At 42.9% G+C, this 15,572-nt stretch carries 15 protein-coding genes; 9 read left to right on the forward strand and 6 right to left on the reverse strand.

Annotated features, from left to right (window positions below; genetic code table 11):
• Nucleotides 1-46: 46 nt before the first annotated feature.
• Both WCY03_RS05120 and WCY03_RS05125 read right to left on the reverse strand, forming a co-directional pair.
• A complete protein-coding gene (locus WCY03_RS05120; RefSeq protein ID WP_345993925.1) occupies nucleotides 47-1,228 on the reverse strand; it encodes a HAMP domain-containing sensor histidine kinase in 1,182 nt (393 codons plus the stop codon).
• Nucleotides 1,215-1,901: a response regulator transcription factor gene (locus WCY03_RS05125; protein ID WP_345993926.1), complete on the reverse strand. Its 687-nt coding sequence runs from the start codon at nucleotides 1,899-1,901 to the stop codon at nucleotides 1,215-1,217. Before WCY03_RS05125 ends, WCY03_RS05120 begins: the two co-directional genes overlap by 14 nt.
• Before the next feature lie 121 nt (nucleotides 1,902-2,022).
• Between WCY03_RS05125 and WCY03_RS05130 the strand changes: the two genes are divergently transcribed.
• On the forward strand, nucleotides 2,023-2,676 hold the full coding sequence (locus tag WCY03_RS05130) for a hypothetical protein (RefSeq protein ID WP_345993927.1): 654 nt from the start codon (nucleotides 2,023-2,025) through the stop codon (nucleotides 2,674-2,676).
• Here WCY03_RS05130 and WCY03_RS05135 read toward each other — a convergent pair.
• A complete protein-coding gene (locus WCY03_RS05135) occupies nucleotides 2,673-3,065 on the reverse strand; it encodes a hypothetical protein (RefSeq protein WP_345993928.1) in 393 nt (130 codons plus the stop codon). The genes WCY03_RS05130 and WCY03_RS05135 overlap by 4 nt on opposite strands.
• Nucleotides 3,066-3,154: 89 nt before the next feature.
• Here WCY03_RS05135 and WCY03_RS05140 point away from each other — a divergent pair, with 89 nt between their 5' ends.
• A complete protein-coding gene (locus tag WCY03_RS05140; RefSeq protein WP_345993929.1) occupies nucleotides 3,155-3,937 on the forward strand; it encodes a CHAD domain-containing protein in 783 nt (260 codons plus the stop codon).
• A gap of 9 nt (nucleotides 3,938-3,946) precedes the next feature.
• Nucleotides 3,947-5,191, forward strand: a complete 1,245-nt coding sequence (locus WCY03_RS05145; protein ID WP_345993930.1) for a DUF4010 domain-containing protein — start codon at nucleotides 3,947-3,949, stop codon at nucleotides 5,189-5,191.
• On the opposite strand, the gene pdxA is transcribed toward WCY03_RS05145, so the two are convergent.
• Genes pdxA through tgt form a run of 3 tightly spaced genes read right to left on the reverse strand, consistent with a single transcriptional unit; the run spans nucleotide 5,184 to nucleotide 7,998 of the window.
• On the reverse strand, nucleotides 5,184-6,095 hold the full coding sequence (gene pdxA / locus WCY03_RS05150; RefSeq protein ID WP_345993931.1) for a 4-hydroxythreonine-4-phosphate dehydrogenase: 912 nt from the start codon (nucleotides 6,093-6,095) through the stop codon (nucleotides 5,184-5,186). The genes WCY03_RS05145 and pdxA overlap by 8 nt on opposite strands.
• Nucleotides 6,095-6,877, reverse strand: a complete 783-nt coding sequence (locus WCY03_RS05155; RefSeq protein ID WP_345993932.1) for a pyridoxine 5'-phosphate synthase — start codon at nucleotides 6,875-6,877, stop codon at nucleotides 6,095-6,097. The genes pdxA and WCY03_RS05155 overlap by 1 nt, the downstream gene beginning before the upstream one ends.
• Nucleotides 6,874-7,998: a tRNA guanosine(34) transglycosylase Tgt gene (gene tgt / locus WCY03_RS05160; RefSeq protein ID WP_345993933.1), complete on the reverse strand. Its 1,125-nt coding sequence runs from the start codon at nucleotides 7,996-7,998 to the stop codon at nucleotides 6,874-6,876. The genes WCY03_RS05155 and tgt overlap by 4 nt, the downstream gene beginning before the upstream one ends.
• 66 nt (nucleotides 7,999-8,064) lie before the next feature.
• Here tgt and WCY03_RS05165 point away from each other — a divergent pair, with 66 nt between their 5' ends.
• The 6 genes from WCY03_RS05165 (at nucleotide 8,065) to bioV (ending at nucleotide 15,568) form a co-directional block, all read left to right on the forward strand.
• Nucleotides 8,065-9,471 carry a TrkA C-terminal domain-containing protein gene (locus WCY03_RS05165; RefSeq protein WP_345993934.1) on the forward strand — a complete coding sequence of 469 codons (1,407 nt, stop codon included), beginning with the start codon at nucleotides 8,065-8,067 and terminating at the stop codon, nucleotides 9,469-9,471.
• Nucleotides 9,472-9,561: 90 nt separating this feature from the next.
• The gene (gene aroB, locus WCY03_RS05170) at nucleotides 9,562-10,611 is read left to right on the forward strand and encodes a 3-dehydroquinate synthase (RefSeq protein WP_345993935.1); all 1,050 of its coding nucleotides are present in this window, start codon (nucleotides 9,562-9,564) and stop codon (nucleotides 10,609-10,611) included.
• Nucleotides 10,611-12,191, forward strand: a complete 1,581-nt coding sequence (locus tag WCY03_RS05175; protein ID WP_345993936.1) for a mechanosensitive ion channel domain-containing protein — start codon at nucleotides 10,611-10,613, stop codon at nucleotides 12,189-12,191. The genes aroB and WCY03_RS05175 overlap by 1 nt, the downstream gene beginning before the upstream one ends.
• Nucleotides 12,192-13,442, forward strand: a complete 1,251-nt coding sequence (gene mtaB, locus WCY03_RS05180; RefSeq protein ID WP_345993937.1) for a tRNA (N(6)-L-threonylcarbamoyladenosine(37)-C(2))-methylthiotransferase MtaB — start codon at nucleotides 12,192-12,194, stop codon at nucleotides 13,440-13,442. It begins immediately after the preceding gene.
• Nucleotides 13,429-15,069 carry an AAA family ATPase gene (locus tag WCY03_RS05185; RefSeq protein WP_345993938.1) on the forward strand — a complete coding sequence of 547 codons (1,641 nt, stop codon included), beginning with the start codon at nucleotides 13,429-13,431 and terminating at the stop codon, nucleotides 15,067-15,069. The genes mtaB and WCY03_RS05185 overlap by 14 nt, the downstream gene beginning before the upstream one ends.
• Nucleotides 15,056-15,568, forward strand: coding sequence for a pimelyl-ACP methyl ester esterase BioV (gene bioV / locus WCY03_RS05190; protein WP_345993939.1), 513 nt, complete (start codon nucleotides 15,056-15,058; stop codon nucleotides 15,566-15,568). The genes WCY03_RS05185 and bioV overlap by 14 nt, the downstream gene beginning before the upstream one ends.
• Nucleotides 15,569-15,572 lie beyond the last annotated feature (4 nt).

A 15,572-nucleotide genomic window follows, 5' to 3' on the forward strand; every position in this document is an offset into this window, starting at 1 on the left:
TCCTTTGTTATGTATGACACATTTTTTGTGCTTCGGGAATTTTATATCATGAAGTGTGAATAATTCGTGAATTTTTCCAAGAGAGCGTAAAAGTGGTGCCGACATCTTTTTGCGAGTGAACCTGAATATCTATATCATACATATCGCACAGTGATTTTACGATGCTCAAACCGAGCCCGAATCCGCCGCTGCTGTTTTCGAGTCTCTTATAGCGTTCAAATATCTGATCGCTTAAAGCGGTATCAAACCCTATGCCCGTGTCCGAAATACTCAAAGAATCTTGCCCGAGGCTCACTTTTATCTCTCCTCCTCTTTTATTGTATTTTATGGCGTTTGAGAGAAGGTTGTCTATGATCCTGCTTATGATGTGCTCGTTAATCATGATCTCGCATTCTTGCAGTTGTGTCGAAAATCGAAGATGTTTTGCGGATGCAAGAGGCATGAAGTACTCTATGCGCTGCAAAATAAGGCTGTCCAGCCGTATCTTGTTTATCGGGTATGACTGTGAGGGAAACATCAAAAACGTCAAGTCTCCGTAAAGATGAGAGAGCGTTTTGGTGGCGACTTGAATGTGTTGTATCGATTTTATGTTCTTACGGCTCAGATCATTTTTGTCCAATCTTTCCAGACTCATGGAGATGACTGAGATGGGAGTATTAAGCTCGTGGGTGGCATCTCTTATAAATCTGTCTAATAGTTCGATGTACTCGCGCAGCGGGCGTAAAAAAAGTTTTGAAAGGATGAAGATAACTATCCCGAAAAACAGGATCGAAAAGAAAAGAACGATATAGAGGATTCTTCGCGTCTTTGCCAGTTCTTCGTCTATGGTATCGGCTCTGACAACAAGGTAATGCACCTCTTTTATTTGATCGAGTTCTATCGTCTTTATATAAAAATAGTGACTGCCGTAAGTGGAAAAACCTTTTTTGAATTTTATATCAAAACTGTTTTGTGCAGGGAAGATAAGTTTTTGTTTTTTATCCAGCAGAGCTACGCCGAATCTTGCATCATGAAGCAGAAAATCGTCCAGTTTTTCTATGTTGTCGGTGTAATAGATCGACTCAGAAGCCGTTTCGGCATAGTTGACCATCTCGTCTTGGAGTATCTCCGTATATACGTTTTTTTGGTAGTTGAAATAAAGGATGGACAGCGTGACTAGAAAAACCGTGTTGAGCGCAACGAAGACGGATACGAACTTTAAAAGAGAACGTTTTTCAGCTAACAGCAAGCAGATATCCTTGTTTGCGTATGTTTTGTATCATCTCTTTGCCTAATATCTTGCGCAGTTTTTTTATGTATGTACGAAGATTTTCCTCTGTTCCTTCATCGTCATAATCCCATGCAGCATTTATGATCTGTTCATGAGAGACCATTTTCCCTTTATGCGATATAAGGGTTTTGAGTATCTTTGTCTCTTTTTTCGTCAGGAAAAGATCTCCTTCCTTGCCGCTTAGTTTTCCGGTATTTGGCTCAAAAGACCAAAGATCGTTTAAAACGATCTTGTCCTCATTGTTAAGAGAAAAGGATCTTTTGAGCAGTTTTGAAAGACGCAGCTGAAGTTCTTTGAGTTCAAAAGGTTTTTTTATGTAGTCGTCGCATCCCGCGTCATAGCCGTTTGACATGTCCTCAACGCTGGAAAGTGAGGTTATGAAGATGGTCGGAACATCCTGCTTTGCGGCTCTGAGAGATTTCAGTACGTCAAAACCGTTCTTTAAGGGCACTTTCACGTCGAATATAAAAGCATCGAAACGCTCTTCATACGCTTTGTCTACGGCTTCTTCTCCGTCAAACACATTTACGACTTCATAACCGCACTCCTCTAAAAACTCCGAGACGATATCGCCTATCAGCGGATCGTCTTCGAGTAGAAGAATGCGCAGTCTCGCCCCTTTTTTTATCATCTGTGTTTTTTCCGTCAGTTGGATTCTTTCTTAAATTCAATGCAAATTATACAACTTTATTGTGTTTAAATTGTAGTACAATCGTAAATGGAAATTAAGTTTTTTTGTCAGGAAAGAAGCGATGCCGTTTCGTAATTATGCCACTATCTTCCAAGAGATAAAAAAGAGCAGGTTTGTTAGAACCCAATCGTTAGTTCTCTTCATCATCACTTACATAGACTGGACCATTTTGCCGTTTGTCACGAAGCTGGAAGGAACCTATCTTCCCGTATATATGATAAGTATATTTATGCTCATCGGTGCGCTTGACGGTTTCATACAGCCGCTTTTTAAAAACATACGTATCTACCGCATATATCTGTTTTCGATCCTTTTGGATATAGTACAGATGAGCAGTTATATGTTCTATAGCGTTTCAATACCTGTGTTTACCTACATCATACTGAGCATATTCACTGTCCAGGGAATAACGTTTGAGATAGCAAGGGTGCATACGGTGGATTTTATGCAAGAAGAGGATGTGGAACTCAAAGACTATCTGATGATAAGGTCGTTCATAATCTCCGGGGCCATTATAGCGGGAGGATTCAGCAGTATTCTTTTGGATTATTTCAAAACGGATATGAAAATACTGCTGATTTATCTTTCGGTTTTAGGTGTCGTTGGTATCTTTTTTCAATATAAACTATATAAAAAGTTCAAGCATAAAAGCCTGAACTCTGCTGTAGAGATAGAAAAGGACAGAAAAGAGATCTATGAAAAGATAAGATCTTAAACAAATTTGCCAGAAAGCTCTTTTAAAATCGCATCCGCTTTTTGCGAAGAACCTTCGTACTTGACTATTTTTACCCCGTAGCTTTTCATTGCGTTTGCCGTGTTTTTACAGGCACGTTTTACGACGATATAATCACAATCCTCCAATACTTTTCCCATTTTAAAATGCTGGGCTACATGCTCGGCGTCGTCATCCGCGTGATCGCAGTGGTGGTCTTCGTCATGGTCATGTTCGTCAAGATCCGTTCTAGGGTTTTCCCGTATCTCTTCGAGTTTGAACGAACGAAACATCCCTCCTCCCGTCATATCAAAAACGGCAAATGCAGGTGTATGCCCGGCATTTCCAAAAAAAATCAGAGAATCATCTTTTACACCGATAGCTATTTTCATATTTTTACCTTATAATATAATCTGTTTATCAGTATATCACACAAAAGTGTGATCGTTACGATGATCTTTGTATAAAAAGGAGGCGGTTTTTGAAGTTTGAAAAATCATTTAAAAACAAAATGGTCCTTGCAAAGAGATTGTATAAAAAACTGCATCTTGACAACGATATCGAGCTTTTGCACCGTTATCGGGTAAATTTAAGAAAGATTTACGCGTACAGCGAGATATACGGCAAAAAAACGGATAAGAAAAGAGCTTTAAACCTTTCGGCTCTTTTGAAAAAACTCTTAAAACCTACCTCCTCTTTGCGCGATCTCGACCTTTTTCTCGCCGAGATAGATTCGATCGATTGCGCTCAGGAAACAAAGGAGAAGCTGCGTAAGATATTTGCACCCAAACGAAACAAGAAGTTTTTGGCGCTGCTGCGGGATAAAGAGTACAAAAGGAGCGTCAAAGAGCTGAAGTCGCTTGGTAAAAGTACTAAGATTTTGATACGCGGCATAGAAAAAGCAAGCAGATACGAGATAATAAAAAAGAGTGCTAAAAACGTTTATAAAAGATTTGCCAAGATAGATCACAAAACATCTCTGCATGAACTTCATAAACTGAGAATAGCGTTTAAAAAGTTCCGATATGCGCTGGATGCTTATGAAAAACATCTTGATAAAGAGGACAAAGCTTTGAAAAAAGTGTATGACCTAAAAGAGTTGCAGGACTCCTTTGGAAATATTCAGGACAACAGCAAAAGGCTTCAGCTCATAAACAGGAACAAAAAACAGTTTACAAAAGAGCAGCTCTCAGAGCTGCAGGCATATTTCAATATGAAGATCCGAGATGCGAAAGAGAAGCTTTTTGCATTAATAAAAAAGTAGGACACCGATATGTTAGAATCATTTTTAAACGAGGTCTGGGTCGAGTTTATCGTCGTTATCACGGCAGGGCTGCTGATCGGTCTGGAGATAAAAGAGTACAGAGTCCACCATGATACGTCAAAAGAGATAGGCAGCGTCAGAACATTTTCGTTCATAGCGCTTATCGGTTTTATATTTGCCAAGATAGATATGCTTCTTTATATCATCGGCTACATCGCGATAGTCTTCCATTTTGCGCTTTTTTACTATTTTAAGCTTAAAAACAGCCGTACGGGAATACTTTTGTTCTTACTGAGTACTCTTGTTTACAGCTTCGGGATGATAGTAGTGAAGTTCGATATATGGTTCTTGATAGTTGTTTTTGTCGCCATAATCTTTATCTCGAATCTTAACAAAAAATTGGGGCATTTTTATACGATTTTTGATGAACGAGAGATAGAGACTTTTGCCAAACTGCTTCTTTTAAGTGCGGTGATCCTGCCTCTTTTGCCGCATACAAACATATCGGAGTTTATCCCTGTTTCCTATTTTAAAGTCTGGTTGGCCGTAGTCGTGGTGTCGATGTTCTCCTATGTGGGATATGTCCTTAAAAAATATGTCTTCAAAGAAAAAGGCTATCTGCTTGCGGGGATACTCGGCGGGATATATTCAAGTACCGCTACGACGATCGTACTGGCAAAAAAAGCTTCGCGCGGAGATACTCCCTACCTTTTTACGTCATCCATCATTATGGCGACGGCTTTTATGTATATCAGGCTTTTGGGGATAGCTTATACGTTTGATTACGAGATAGCGAGCAAACTGCTTGTGCCCTTTAGCGTATTTACGGCTTTGAGTGCGCTCATATCGTATATATTTTATAAAAGAGCGGTCAAAGAACCCGTAAAAGACGTGGACGGGGCACAGGACAAAAACCCGCTCGAACTTTCCACGGCGTTTATATTCGCATTTTTATTTATAGCGATGTCTGTTATCACACATTTCGTTTTTTCAAAGTACGGCAATATCGGTTTGAATGTATTGTCCTTTGTCATCGGGTTTACGGATATAGATCCGTTCGTGCTCTCTATTTTGTCATCGAAATTCAATGTGACGGTTACGGGTGCATCGACGGCTATCATCATAGCCGCGGGAAGCAACAACATCCTAAAAGCTTTTTACTCCTACATCTTTTCCAAAAATAAAGCAGGAAAGATGAGCGCTTTGATGCTGCTTCTTTTAGGTGCTTTGACTATCGGTGCAGAGTTTATTTAGAGAGTTCTATGGCTGCTTTTACGGCATTGATATAGCTTAGGGTGTCCGCTTTGTTTTTGTATGCAATGTCAAAAGCAGTTCCATGATCTACGGATGTTCTGACGATTGGCAGATTGAGCGAAACGTTTATGCTCTCTTGAAAATAAAGCGCTTTTAGAGGAGCCAGCCCCTGGTCATGATACATCGCGCAGATATACTGCACCGTGTCTCTGAAGTAGGGTGCAAAAGCGACATCGGGGACGACGGGACCGAAGAACAGTTCGTCTCCTATCTCCCCGTTTGCTTGGGCTATGGCCTGTTCTATCTCTCTTTCCTCATCGCCTATGGCTCCGTTATCGCCCGCATGCGGGTTGAGCCCAAGCACCGCTACGCGTTTGCCTCCTATGCTCTTGTGCAGATCGAGCAAAAAGCGGGTGAGCTTCTCTTTTTTTATATGCGAGGGTACTTCGCGAAGCGGGATGTGTTCTGTAAAAAGAGGAACGTAAAGCTTCTCGCATCCAAGCATCATGATGGCATCGCGCTTAAAATAATCGCGAAGCATATCCGTATGTCCTTTATATTTAAGCCCGGCCTTCATCCATGCTTCTTTATGTACGGGCAGAGTCACGACGGCGTCGCATTCGCCTCTTTCGCAAAGTTTTACCGCTTCTAAGAACGAGAGATAGGAGTATGTACCGCTTTCTCTGGTGACTTTTGAAGGCTCTATGTTTATATCCAGATCAACGGATCTGCAGATAAGCTCTTTTGGCAGTTTCACGTTCAGAAGTTTTGCGCCTTCTATAAGCAGTTTCTCATCCACGCAGTAGACAGGGTGGCACAGACGGCTTACCTCTTCATGGGCTTTTAAAGCGATCTCGAGTCCAACGCCGTTGATATCGCCGATACTGATGGCAATCTTTTTCATTATGCGCCGACTAATCTTTTCATCTCTTTGACGGCTGCATCAAGCCCCGTGAATACAGAGCGTGCGATGATGCTTTGACCGATGTTGAGTTCGCTTATCTCTTTTATCGCAGTGATGTGCTTGACGTTGATATAATTAAGACCGTGTCCCGCGGCTACTTCAAGACCCAATTCTTTTGCATATTTGGCACTCTCTTGTAGTGCTATGAGCGATTTTTCAAGACGCGAGGCAAGCTCGTAGCGCGGAAGCTCAAGCTCTTTGATGCTGTGGTTCGAGTGGCTAAGCGAGGAGTTGAGCATCGCAAAAAGGTTTGCGAACTCTCCCGTGTGAAGTTCCACCATCTCCGCTCCCAGCTCTTTGCTTTGTTGCATCGCTTCTTTTGTAGGATCGACGAACAGGGAGACGGGAATGAGCGAATCGTGCAGCTGTTCTATCGCGCGGGCTACCTCATCCTCGTTCTTAAAGATGTCAAGTCCGCCCTCGGTCGTGACCTCTTCGCGTTTTTCAGGCACGAGTGTCGCGCGGTGAGGCTGAAGATCGCAGACAATATCAAGGATACCTTGATTTACGGAGCACTCCAGGTTTACGGGCACACCGCTGGATGCGATGATCTTTTGTGCGTCTATATCCTGGATATGGCGTCTGTCTTCGCGAAGGTGGATGGTTATCTGGTCGGCTCCCGCCTGTACGGCGGTATAAAGCGCCATCATAATGTCGGGATCGTTTACGCGTCTGGCTTCTCTAAGGACTGCTACGTGGTCTATGTTTACTCCAAGTGTCATGAATCGCTCCTTTTTGCGTAAAACTCTTTTTTAAACTCTGTATATCTGTCCGCAAGTATCGCCTCGCGTGCCTGCTTCATAAGCGTGAGATAGTAGTGCAGGTTGTGAATGGTCGCAAGCCTGAAGTATGTTATCTCTCTTGCACGGAAGAGGTGGTTCAAGTATGCTCTGCTGTAACGCTTACATGTAAGACAGTCGCACTCCTCATCTACGGGTTTGTGGTCGAGTTTGAACTTCGCGCCTTTGATGTTTAGCTTTCCAAACGAGGTAAAAAGCGTGCCGTTTCTGGCATTTCTGGTTGGCATGACGCAATCAAACATATCCACCCCGCGCTCGATGTTTTCTATGAGGTCTTCGGGAGTTCCGACACCCATAAGATAGCGGGGTTTGTCCTGCGGCATATACTGTACCGTGTGCTCCACCGTATCGTACATCTCTTCGTTGAGTTCGCCCACGGAGAGTCCGCCGATGGCAAAGCCGTCATAATCAAGCGCGCAGAGTTCCGTTGCCGATTTCGTGCGAAACGCCTTGTCCGTTCCGCCTTGAATGATGGCAAAGATGTTCTGGTCCGTGCCGATCCCCTCTTTTTGTTTGGCTCTGAAATATTTGATGGAATCCTCCGCCCATGCGGTCGTACGTTCGATGGATGTTTTTATGCGCTCCTGTGTCGCGGGAAGTGCCACAAGGTCGTCTAGGATCATCATGATGTCGCTTCCGAGATTGAGCTGGATATCTATGACCTTCTCGGGCGTGAAAAAATGCTTGCTGCCGTCGATATGGCTTCTAAACTCTATCCCTTTTTCACTCGGTTTTGAGATGTCGCTGAGGGAAAACGCCTGAAATCCGCCGCTGTCGGTGAGAAAACTTTTCGGGTAAGTGGTAAAACCGTGAAGTTTTCCCATTTTTGCCACCACGTCGTCACCCGGACGCAGATACATATGATAGGTGTTGGCTAAGATGATGTCCGCACCCAAAAGCTCGTTCATGTCCGCCATATCGAGACCTTTGACGCTTCCTACGGTCCCCACGGGCATAAAGACCGGAGTTTTGATGATGGAGTGAGCGGTTTTGATGGTGCACGCTCTGGCTTTGCCCGATACTTTTTCTACTTGAAATTCCATAAATTCTCTTTATTATATAATGTTTGAAATTATAACACTATTTTATCTTCTGCTATAATCACGTTTATGAAAAAGATTCTAATAATCAGCGACAGCGAGATCGGCAATCATTTTATAGAGCGCGTCGTGGATACTTACACAAGCGACAACATCTACTACGTGGTGCAGATGAAAGCTTCGGTATATGAAAACGCTAACCCGGCACGTTTTAAGTTTTACGAGTTCGACCCGACAAGTCTTTACAAGCTTGCCAACCTTCTGAAGATGGAGTTCGTACAGGTGCTTATAGCGATGGACAACCTCTCAGACGTAGAAAATACGATCAAAAATATACGGGCAATAAAAAAACAGCTTCGCATAATCGTTTTGGACCAATGGAACATAAAGAACAAAGATTCCAACGTCGTTTATGTAAAAGAGCATGAGATAATGGCTTCAAGGCTTCTTGATTATCTTCCTAACGTTCCCGTGATTGCGCAGAACGTGGGGCTCGGAGAGGGTGAGATAATGGAAGTCCTTGTCCCGTTTGGAAGTTCTTTCGTTTACCGTCATATAGGCGTTATTGAACAAAACAGATGGAGAATAGTCGCTATCTACAGAAACCGCGAATTGATGATGCCTTCAAGCAGGCGCATGATCCATCCGAACGATCTTTTGCTGCTTGTCGGCGAACCTTCAGTGTTAAAATCGGTCTACCGTGCCATTAAGCGTGAACTCGGGCAGTTTCCGGAGCCTTTTGGTTCAAACCTTTATCTTTACGTGGATATGTCCAAAGAGAAACCGCAAAACGTCAAAGATCTGCTCAGACGCGCTCTTTTTATCCATAAAAACTTCAAACACAAACTCTATATAAAGGTCTATAATCCGGGAGATATCGATCTGCTGCGGCATATCAAAAAGCTGCGCTCAGACAGTGTAACCGTGGATATAGATTATAGTGAGATGTCCGTAAAGGACGCTTTTCACACGGATGTCAGAAGATATCATATAGGTCTTGTCATGGTCTCAAAAGATATCTTTAAAAACAACGATACGCGAAGTATGCTTTATGACGCTCATGTTCCGGTACTTAAAATTGCAAACAGGTCGTTTTCAAAGCTCAAAGACGCATTGGCGATACTCACCGAGAACAGGGATCTGGAAAAGGTTTCGAGCACGATTTTCGATATCTCTTCGCAGATGGGATTCAATCTGGAACTCTTCAACTATACGAACGAAAAAGACGAGTATAAAGAGCAGGTGATCGAGCATTTTAACAATCTTGCCACGATCTTTTCCAAATCGATCAAGATTACCGAAAGCGGGAATAACCCTATCCGCGAACTAAAGGAGAAAGAGAACTTTTTGCAGGTGCTGCCTTTTACCAAAAAGATGGTGGGCAGACAGCTGTACTCCCTCTTTTCGACAGACAGCGAAAGACTCTATTATAAACTTGACGAATATCATCAGATATTTATCCCGGTACAACTCTAAAGTCTCTGTACAGACCACTGTTTCACAGACTTTTAAGCAAAAATAAAGTATTATCTAAAATTAATAAATTTAATTTGACGGATGTATACGATGGTAGTAGATATTGCTCTTAAAAAAGTTGTGGATGATTCATATAAAATAACGATTGACAAACTTAAAGATATACACTTTGATACAAAAACGGCGATCATAACGAATCCGACCGTAGCGGGATTTCATCTCAGATATCTTCTTAATGCTATCTCTGCAAAAGAGCTCTACGTTATCACCGTACCCGACGGTGAAGAGTATAAAAACCAAGAGACGATCGATATGATCCTTGAAAACCTTTTCAATCACCGTTTTAACCGCAATTCACTGTTGATAGCTTTTGGAGGCGGTGTCATAGGCGATATGACGGGATATGCGGCGAGTATCTACCAAAGAGGGATAGATTTTATTCAGATACCTACGACCCTGCTTTCGCAAGTGGATGCCAGCGTGGGCGGCAAGACCGGTATGAATAACACTTACGGCAAAAATCTCGTAGGAGCGTTCCATCAGCCAAATGCGGTTTATATCGATCCCTATTTTCTATCGACGCTTCCCTCACGCGAATTCGCTGCTGGGATCGCGGAGATAGTGAAGATGGCCGTAACGTTCGATGATGAATTCTTCTCATGGCTTGAAGAAAATGATCTGAACAATACGACGCTTCTGGCAGAAGCCGTCAAAAAATCTGTCGAGATAAAGGCGGACGTCGTTTCAAAAGACGAGAAGGAAAAAGGTCTCCGGGCAGCTTTGAACTACGGACACACCTTCGCGCATGTCATAGAAAACGAAACAGAGTACAAAACATATCTTCACGGTGAAGCGGTCTCCATCGGTATGGTCATGGCAAATGCACTGGCGTTGAAGCTGGAACTTTTGACAGAACATGAAGCGATGAGGATCAAAAATATTCTTTTAAAATACCGTCTGCCCGTGAGTTACGACGTAAAAGACATAGAAAGCTTTTATGAAGCCTTTTATCTTGATAAAAAAAGCTCGGACACGATGATCACTTTTATCCTTCCAGAGCATATAGGCGGAGTCAAAATCACGGATGAAGTAGACAGCGCCGTAGTCAAAGACGTATTAAGATCCTTCAAGGCCCTTTGATGCAAAAACTGCTTTTGGTTTTATTTTTTACCGCGTCCGTCTGGGCGGCAGCGGTACAAAACAAAGACGGCAATAGGAGCGATCCTGAATTTGTAAAGCAAAAACAGCATCTTATCCAAGAATATACGGCGTCACTGAGTGCAATCGATAACGATATTCCCGCAGACAGCGTATGGATGAAAAACTACAGTTCCTATCTGACATCCATAGAGGTCAAAAACAATCTTGCCGAGGTGCGGGCAAAAATAGCAAAGCTCTCTAAGAACAACAAATACGGACAAAACATCGAAGAATTGAGCGCTCTTCGCTCCAAAGAGAATATTCTTTCAAATCAGATGCTTCAGTTAAAAGGCAAGGATGCAACCCCTTTTGCAGAGCTGCTTACTCCGCCGGAGATAGGAGAGATACCGCCTATAAACAATCCTCTTGATATCTTTACGGGATATTCTTTCATAAAACAGCTGCGTAACAATCATGAAGATTATATAAAGCAAAAAGAGCGCTTAACAAGGCTCATAGAGCTGCTAAAGATGAAAAAAGGGATATACGATAATCTCATCGTTTTGCAAAAAGACAAAAAGACCAAAGACTCGCTCGAAGCTTTGAAAAAACAGCTTGATAGATTTACCATCGCCCTTGACACCATCAATATAACGGACAGCGTTTATAAAAAACGCATCGAGGTCATCGAGATAAACATCAACAAAAAGATAGAAGAACAGATATATAAACTCATAAAGATCGGCATCATCGTAGTAAGCCTGTTCGTTTTATCTTTTTTAATAAAGCTCATAATAAAAAAATACATAACGGACAATGAAAGATTTTATACGGCCAACAAGATTATTACGTTTACCAATTTTACGCTGATCTTGTTGATCTTGTTTTTCAACTATATAGAGAACGTTGCATATATGGTAACCATCCTCGGGTTTGCATCCGCAGGTATCGCGATCGCTATGAAAGACTGGTTTATGAGCATTCTCGGATGGCTGGTCATCGTATTTGGCGGAAGCATACATGTGGGAGACAGGATACGCGTGGACATGGACGGGATGATGTATATCGGCGATGTCTTGGACATTTCGCTGCTGCGTATGACTATCTTAGAAGATATCACTCTCACGTCGTACCATAAAAACCGCCGTGCGGGGCGTATAGTGTTTATACCAAACAACTATGTTTTTACAAGGATGATCGCCAACTATACGCATCACTCCTTAAAAACGGTCTGGGACGGGATAGATATAATCATAACCTTCGATTCCAACCATAAAAAAGCACTCAATATCTGTAAAGAGATCACGAGAAAGTATTCAAAAGGGTATACGGATATAACCCGTAAGCAGTTAAACAAACTGAGAAACAACTACAGTCTTAAAAATACGAACGTCGAGCCGAGGATATTCTCTTTCATAGAGCCAAACGGCGTCGTCATCAGTTCCTGGTACTTGACAAACGCTTACGGCACGCTGACCCTAAGAAGCACCATCTCGCTTGAGATAGTAGAAGAGTTCAACAGAGCGGGCGATATCACCATAGCGTATCCGACACAGAAACTGTATCTGGAAGAGGTGTAGATGAAGAAAAAAGTCTATTTTAAAACGTTCGGATGCAGGACGAACCTTTTTGATTCTCAGGTGATGATGCAAAACCTGCAGGATTTTGAGATAACGGAGAACGAAGCCGAAGCGGATGTCGTCGTCGTAAACTCATGTACCGTGACAAACGGTGCGGACACTACCGTGCGCTCATACGTGAACCATGTCGAAAAAAGTATCGGCGCAAAAGTGTTTTTGACGGGATGCGGCGCGCATACGAAAGGTGAAAGTCTTTTTGAAAACAAAAAGGTCTTCGGCGTGTTCGGTCAGAGCGAAAAGAAGAAGATAAACACTCTTTTAAAAGAGAATACGCCGTTTTACGAGCTGGGCGATCTTGATTTCGTGGATGATGCGGTCGTCGAGGAGTTTATAGGCAAAAGCCGGGCTTTCATCAAGATCCAAGAGGGATGCAACTTCAGGTGCAATTACTGTATCATCCCTTTTGTACGCGGCGATGCGCGAAGCCTCGATGAAAAACGCATACTCGAACAGGTATACAGACTTTCGGCTAACGGTTTTGGAGAGTTCATCCTCACGGGTACGAATGTAGGGAGCTACGGAACGGGCGAGGGCACGAACATCGCCCGCTTGATGAAGAAAATGAGCCAGATCCGGGGAGTCAGACGTATAAGGATAGGAAGTCTGGAGCCGATCCAGGTAAATGACGAGTTTAAAGAGATACTTACCGAGCCATGGCTGGAGCGCCATCTTCATATTGCACTACAGCATACGTCGCCTGAGATGCTGAAGTTTATGAACAGACGCAACCGCTATGAAAACGATGTTAAACTCTTTGATATGCTGAGCGAAAAAGGGTTCGCTCTGGGTACCGATTTTATAGTCGGACATCCGGGAGAGAGCGAAGCGTTATGGAAAGAAGCTATGCAAAACATAGATCGGCTTCCTTTGACGCATGTTCATGCCTTTACCTACTCAAAACGCGACGGAACACCTTCCGCAGCTATGAAAAGCGAGATAAACGGGCAGCTTGCCAAAGAGCGTTTGCATGAACTTACAGCCCTAATAGACGCAAAAAATCTGAAGTTTAGAAAAACTCATATGAACGAACTTGATGTACTGATAGAAAGCCAAAAAAATGAGGATACGTATTACGGATTAGATCAGTATTTCAATAAGGTAATTATAAAATCAGATGAAGATTTAAGCGGAAATTGGATTACATGTAGGGATTATATTGTGAAGGATGAATATAACTATGCTCAAATCTAAATATAATAATATCGCCATCTATGTGTCGGCTTTTTTTATCATAGCGCTTGTGCTGTTTGCCATTTTGCGCGATACATCCGATGCCATAACGCTGCGTGATGCACAAAAACTGCTTGAAAACCACAGTGTTACGAAAGTCATTGCGACAAAAGAGTATGTTTATCTCAAGACACGAAAAGGACTTTACAAAATAGCGAGTTCACAGGTGTCTCCAAAGATGTTTGTGGATTACGAGGTCGAGATAGAAAACGGGCAGAGTTCTCTTCTTTATCTTCTTGTACTGATCTTGATGCTGGGTGTGGGTTCATTCATGTTTCGATGGTATCAGAAGAACAAAATGCTTATTCATGCATCAAATCCGTTAGATTCGACCGCTCCGATCTCCTCAAACGAGCCGATCCAGGCTATACGGCCGAATGTCTCTTTTGACGATATAGGAGGAATAGGCGAGGTCAAGATAGAGCTTTCGGAGATAATCGACTTTATGAAAAACCCGAAACGCTATAGAAACTTCGGTGCGAGGATGCCAAGAGGCGTACTTCTTGTGGGACCTCCGGGCGTCGGAAAGACGATGATAGCAAAAGCGGTTGCAAAGGAGGCGGATGTACCTTTTTTCTACCAAAGCGGTGCTTCGTTTGTACAGATATATGTCGGTATGGGGGCAAAAAGAGTACATGATCTTTTTACCGCCGCGAAGAAAAACGCACCGGCGATCATCTTTATAGACGAGATAGACGCAGTCGGCAAAAAGCGTGACGGAAACCGTAACGACGAGCGTGAAGCGACGCTCAATCAGCTTCTTACGGAGATGGACGGTTTTGAAGAATCAAGCGACATCATCGTGATTGCGGCGACAAACAAGATAGATGTTTTAGACAATGCGCTTTTACGCGCGGGGCGTTTTGACAGACGTATCTTTGTCGATCTTCCTACAAAACATGAACGCGCCTCCATCATCTCCAAGTATCTGGCAAGTATCCCAAATGAAACGGATATAAACGCTCTTGCAAATATGACGGTAGGTTTTAACGGTGCGTCGCTCGCAGCACTCGTTAATGAGGCTGCACTTCTTTCCCTCCGCCAAAACACCGCAAGGGTCACGATGGAACATTTCTATCAAGTAAAAGACAAGGTGATGTTCGGCAAAAGAAAACTTCTGATACTCAACGAAGAGCAAAAAGCGCACCGTGTATGCTATCAGGCGGGTAAAGCCGTAGCTGCAACGGTCTTTGACATCGATTTTGAGAAACTGCTCTTATCCAACGAGACCATGACTCCGCCCGTCACGACGCCGCTTTTAAAACATGAGATAGAATCGCGCATAAAGATGCTTTTAGCGGGAGTTGCTGCATGCGAACTGAAATATAACGAGCATTCCAGCAGTGCAAAGGTCGATCTTGATGAAGCAAAACAGGCTATCAAAGAGATGATAGAGGATTTTGGTATGGGAGAGACTCTTTTTGCCTCCAAAGAGCAGGAAGATTCTATCTTAAATAAGCTTTACCTCGAAACAAGAGAAACTCTAAGCAGTCTAAACGCTGTTTTGGACTATGTCGAAGGTATTCTTTTTGAACGTGAGAGCATCACTAAAAACGAGATCATAAGGAAATTAGATGGTGTACTATAGCGGGTTTTCTTTAAAAGACGATGTCTCGTTTTTTAAGCAGTATATCAAAGAGGGGATATATACGGTAGCGGGATTTAGCTACGGAGCAATCAAGGCGTTTGAATACACGATGTCCTGCAAAGACAGAGTCGATACACTCCAGCTTTTTTCACCGGCGTTCTTCCAGACCAAGCCGGAAAGCTTTAAACGGGCACAGCTGATGGCATACAAAAAAAACAAAGAGGTCTATCTCAGCCACTTTATAAAAGGGTGCTTTGAACCCCATGAGCTGAAAAAGACGCAGCATATCCTGACAAAAGAGAGCGAACTAAAAGAGCTGCTCGAATATGAGTGGGACAGCTCCAAACTTCAAGAGATAGTACACAGCGGAGTCCATGTCGAAGTATATCTCGGAAGCGAAGACAGGATCATCGATGTACAGGGAGCAAACGAGTTTTTCAAAGAGTACGCAACCACGTATCTTATCAAAGGTGCGAACCATTTTTTACAAACGAAATAGGAGA

Source organism: Sulfurimonas sp. HSL-1716 (genome assembly GCF_039645975.1).
Taxonomy (GTDB): Bacteria; Campylobacterota; Campylobacteria; order Campylobacterales; family Sulfurimonadaceae; genus Hydrocurvibacter; species Hydrocurvibacter sulfurireducens.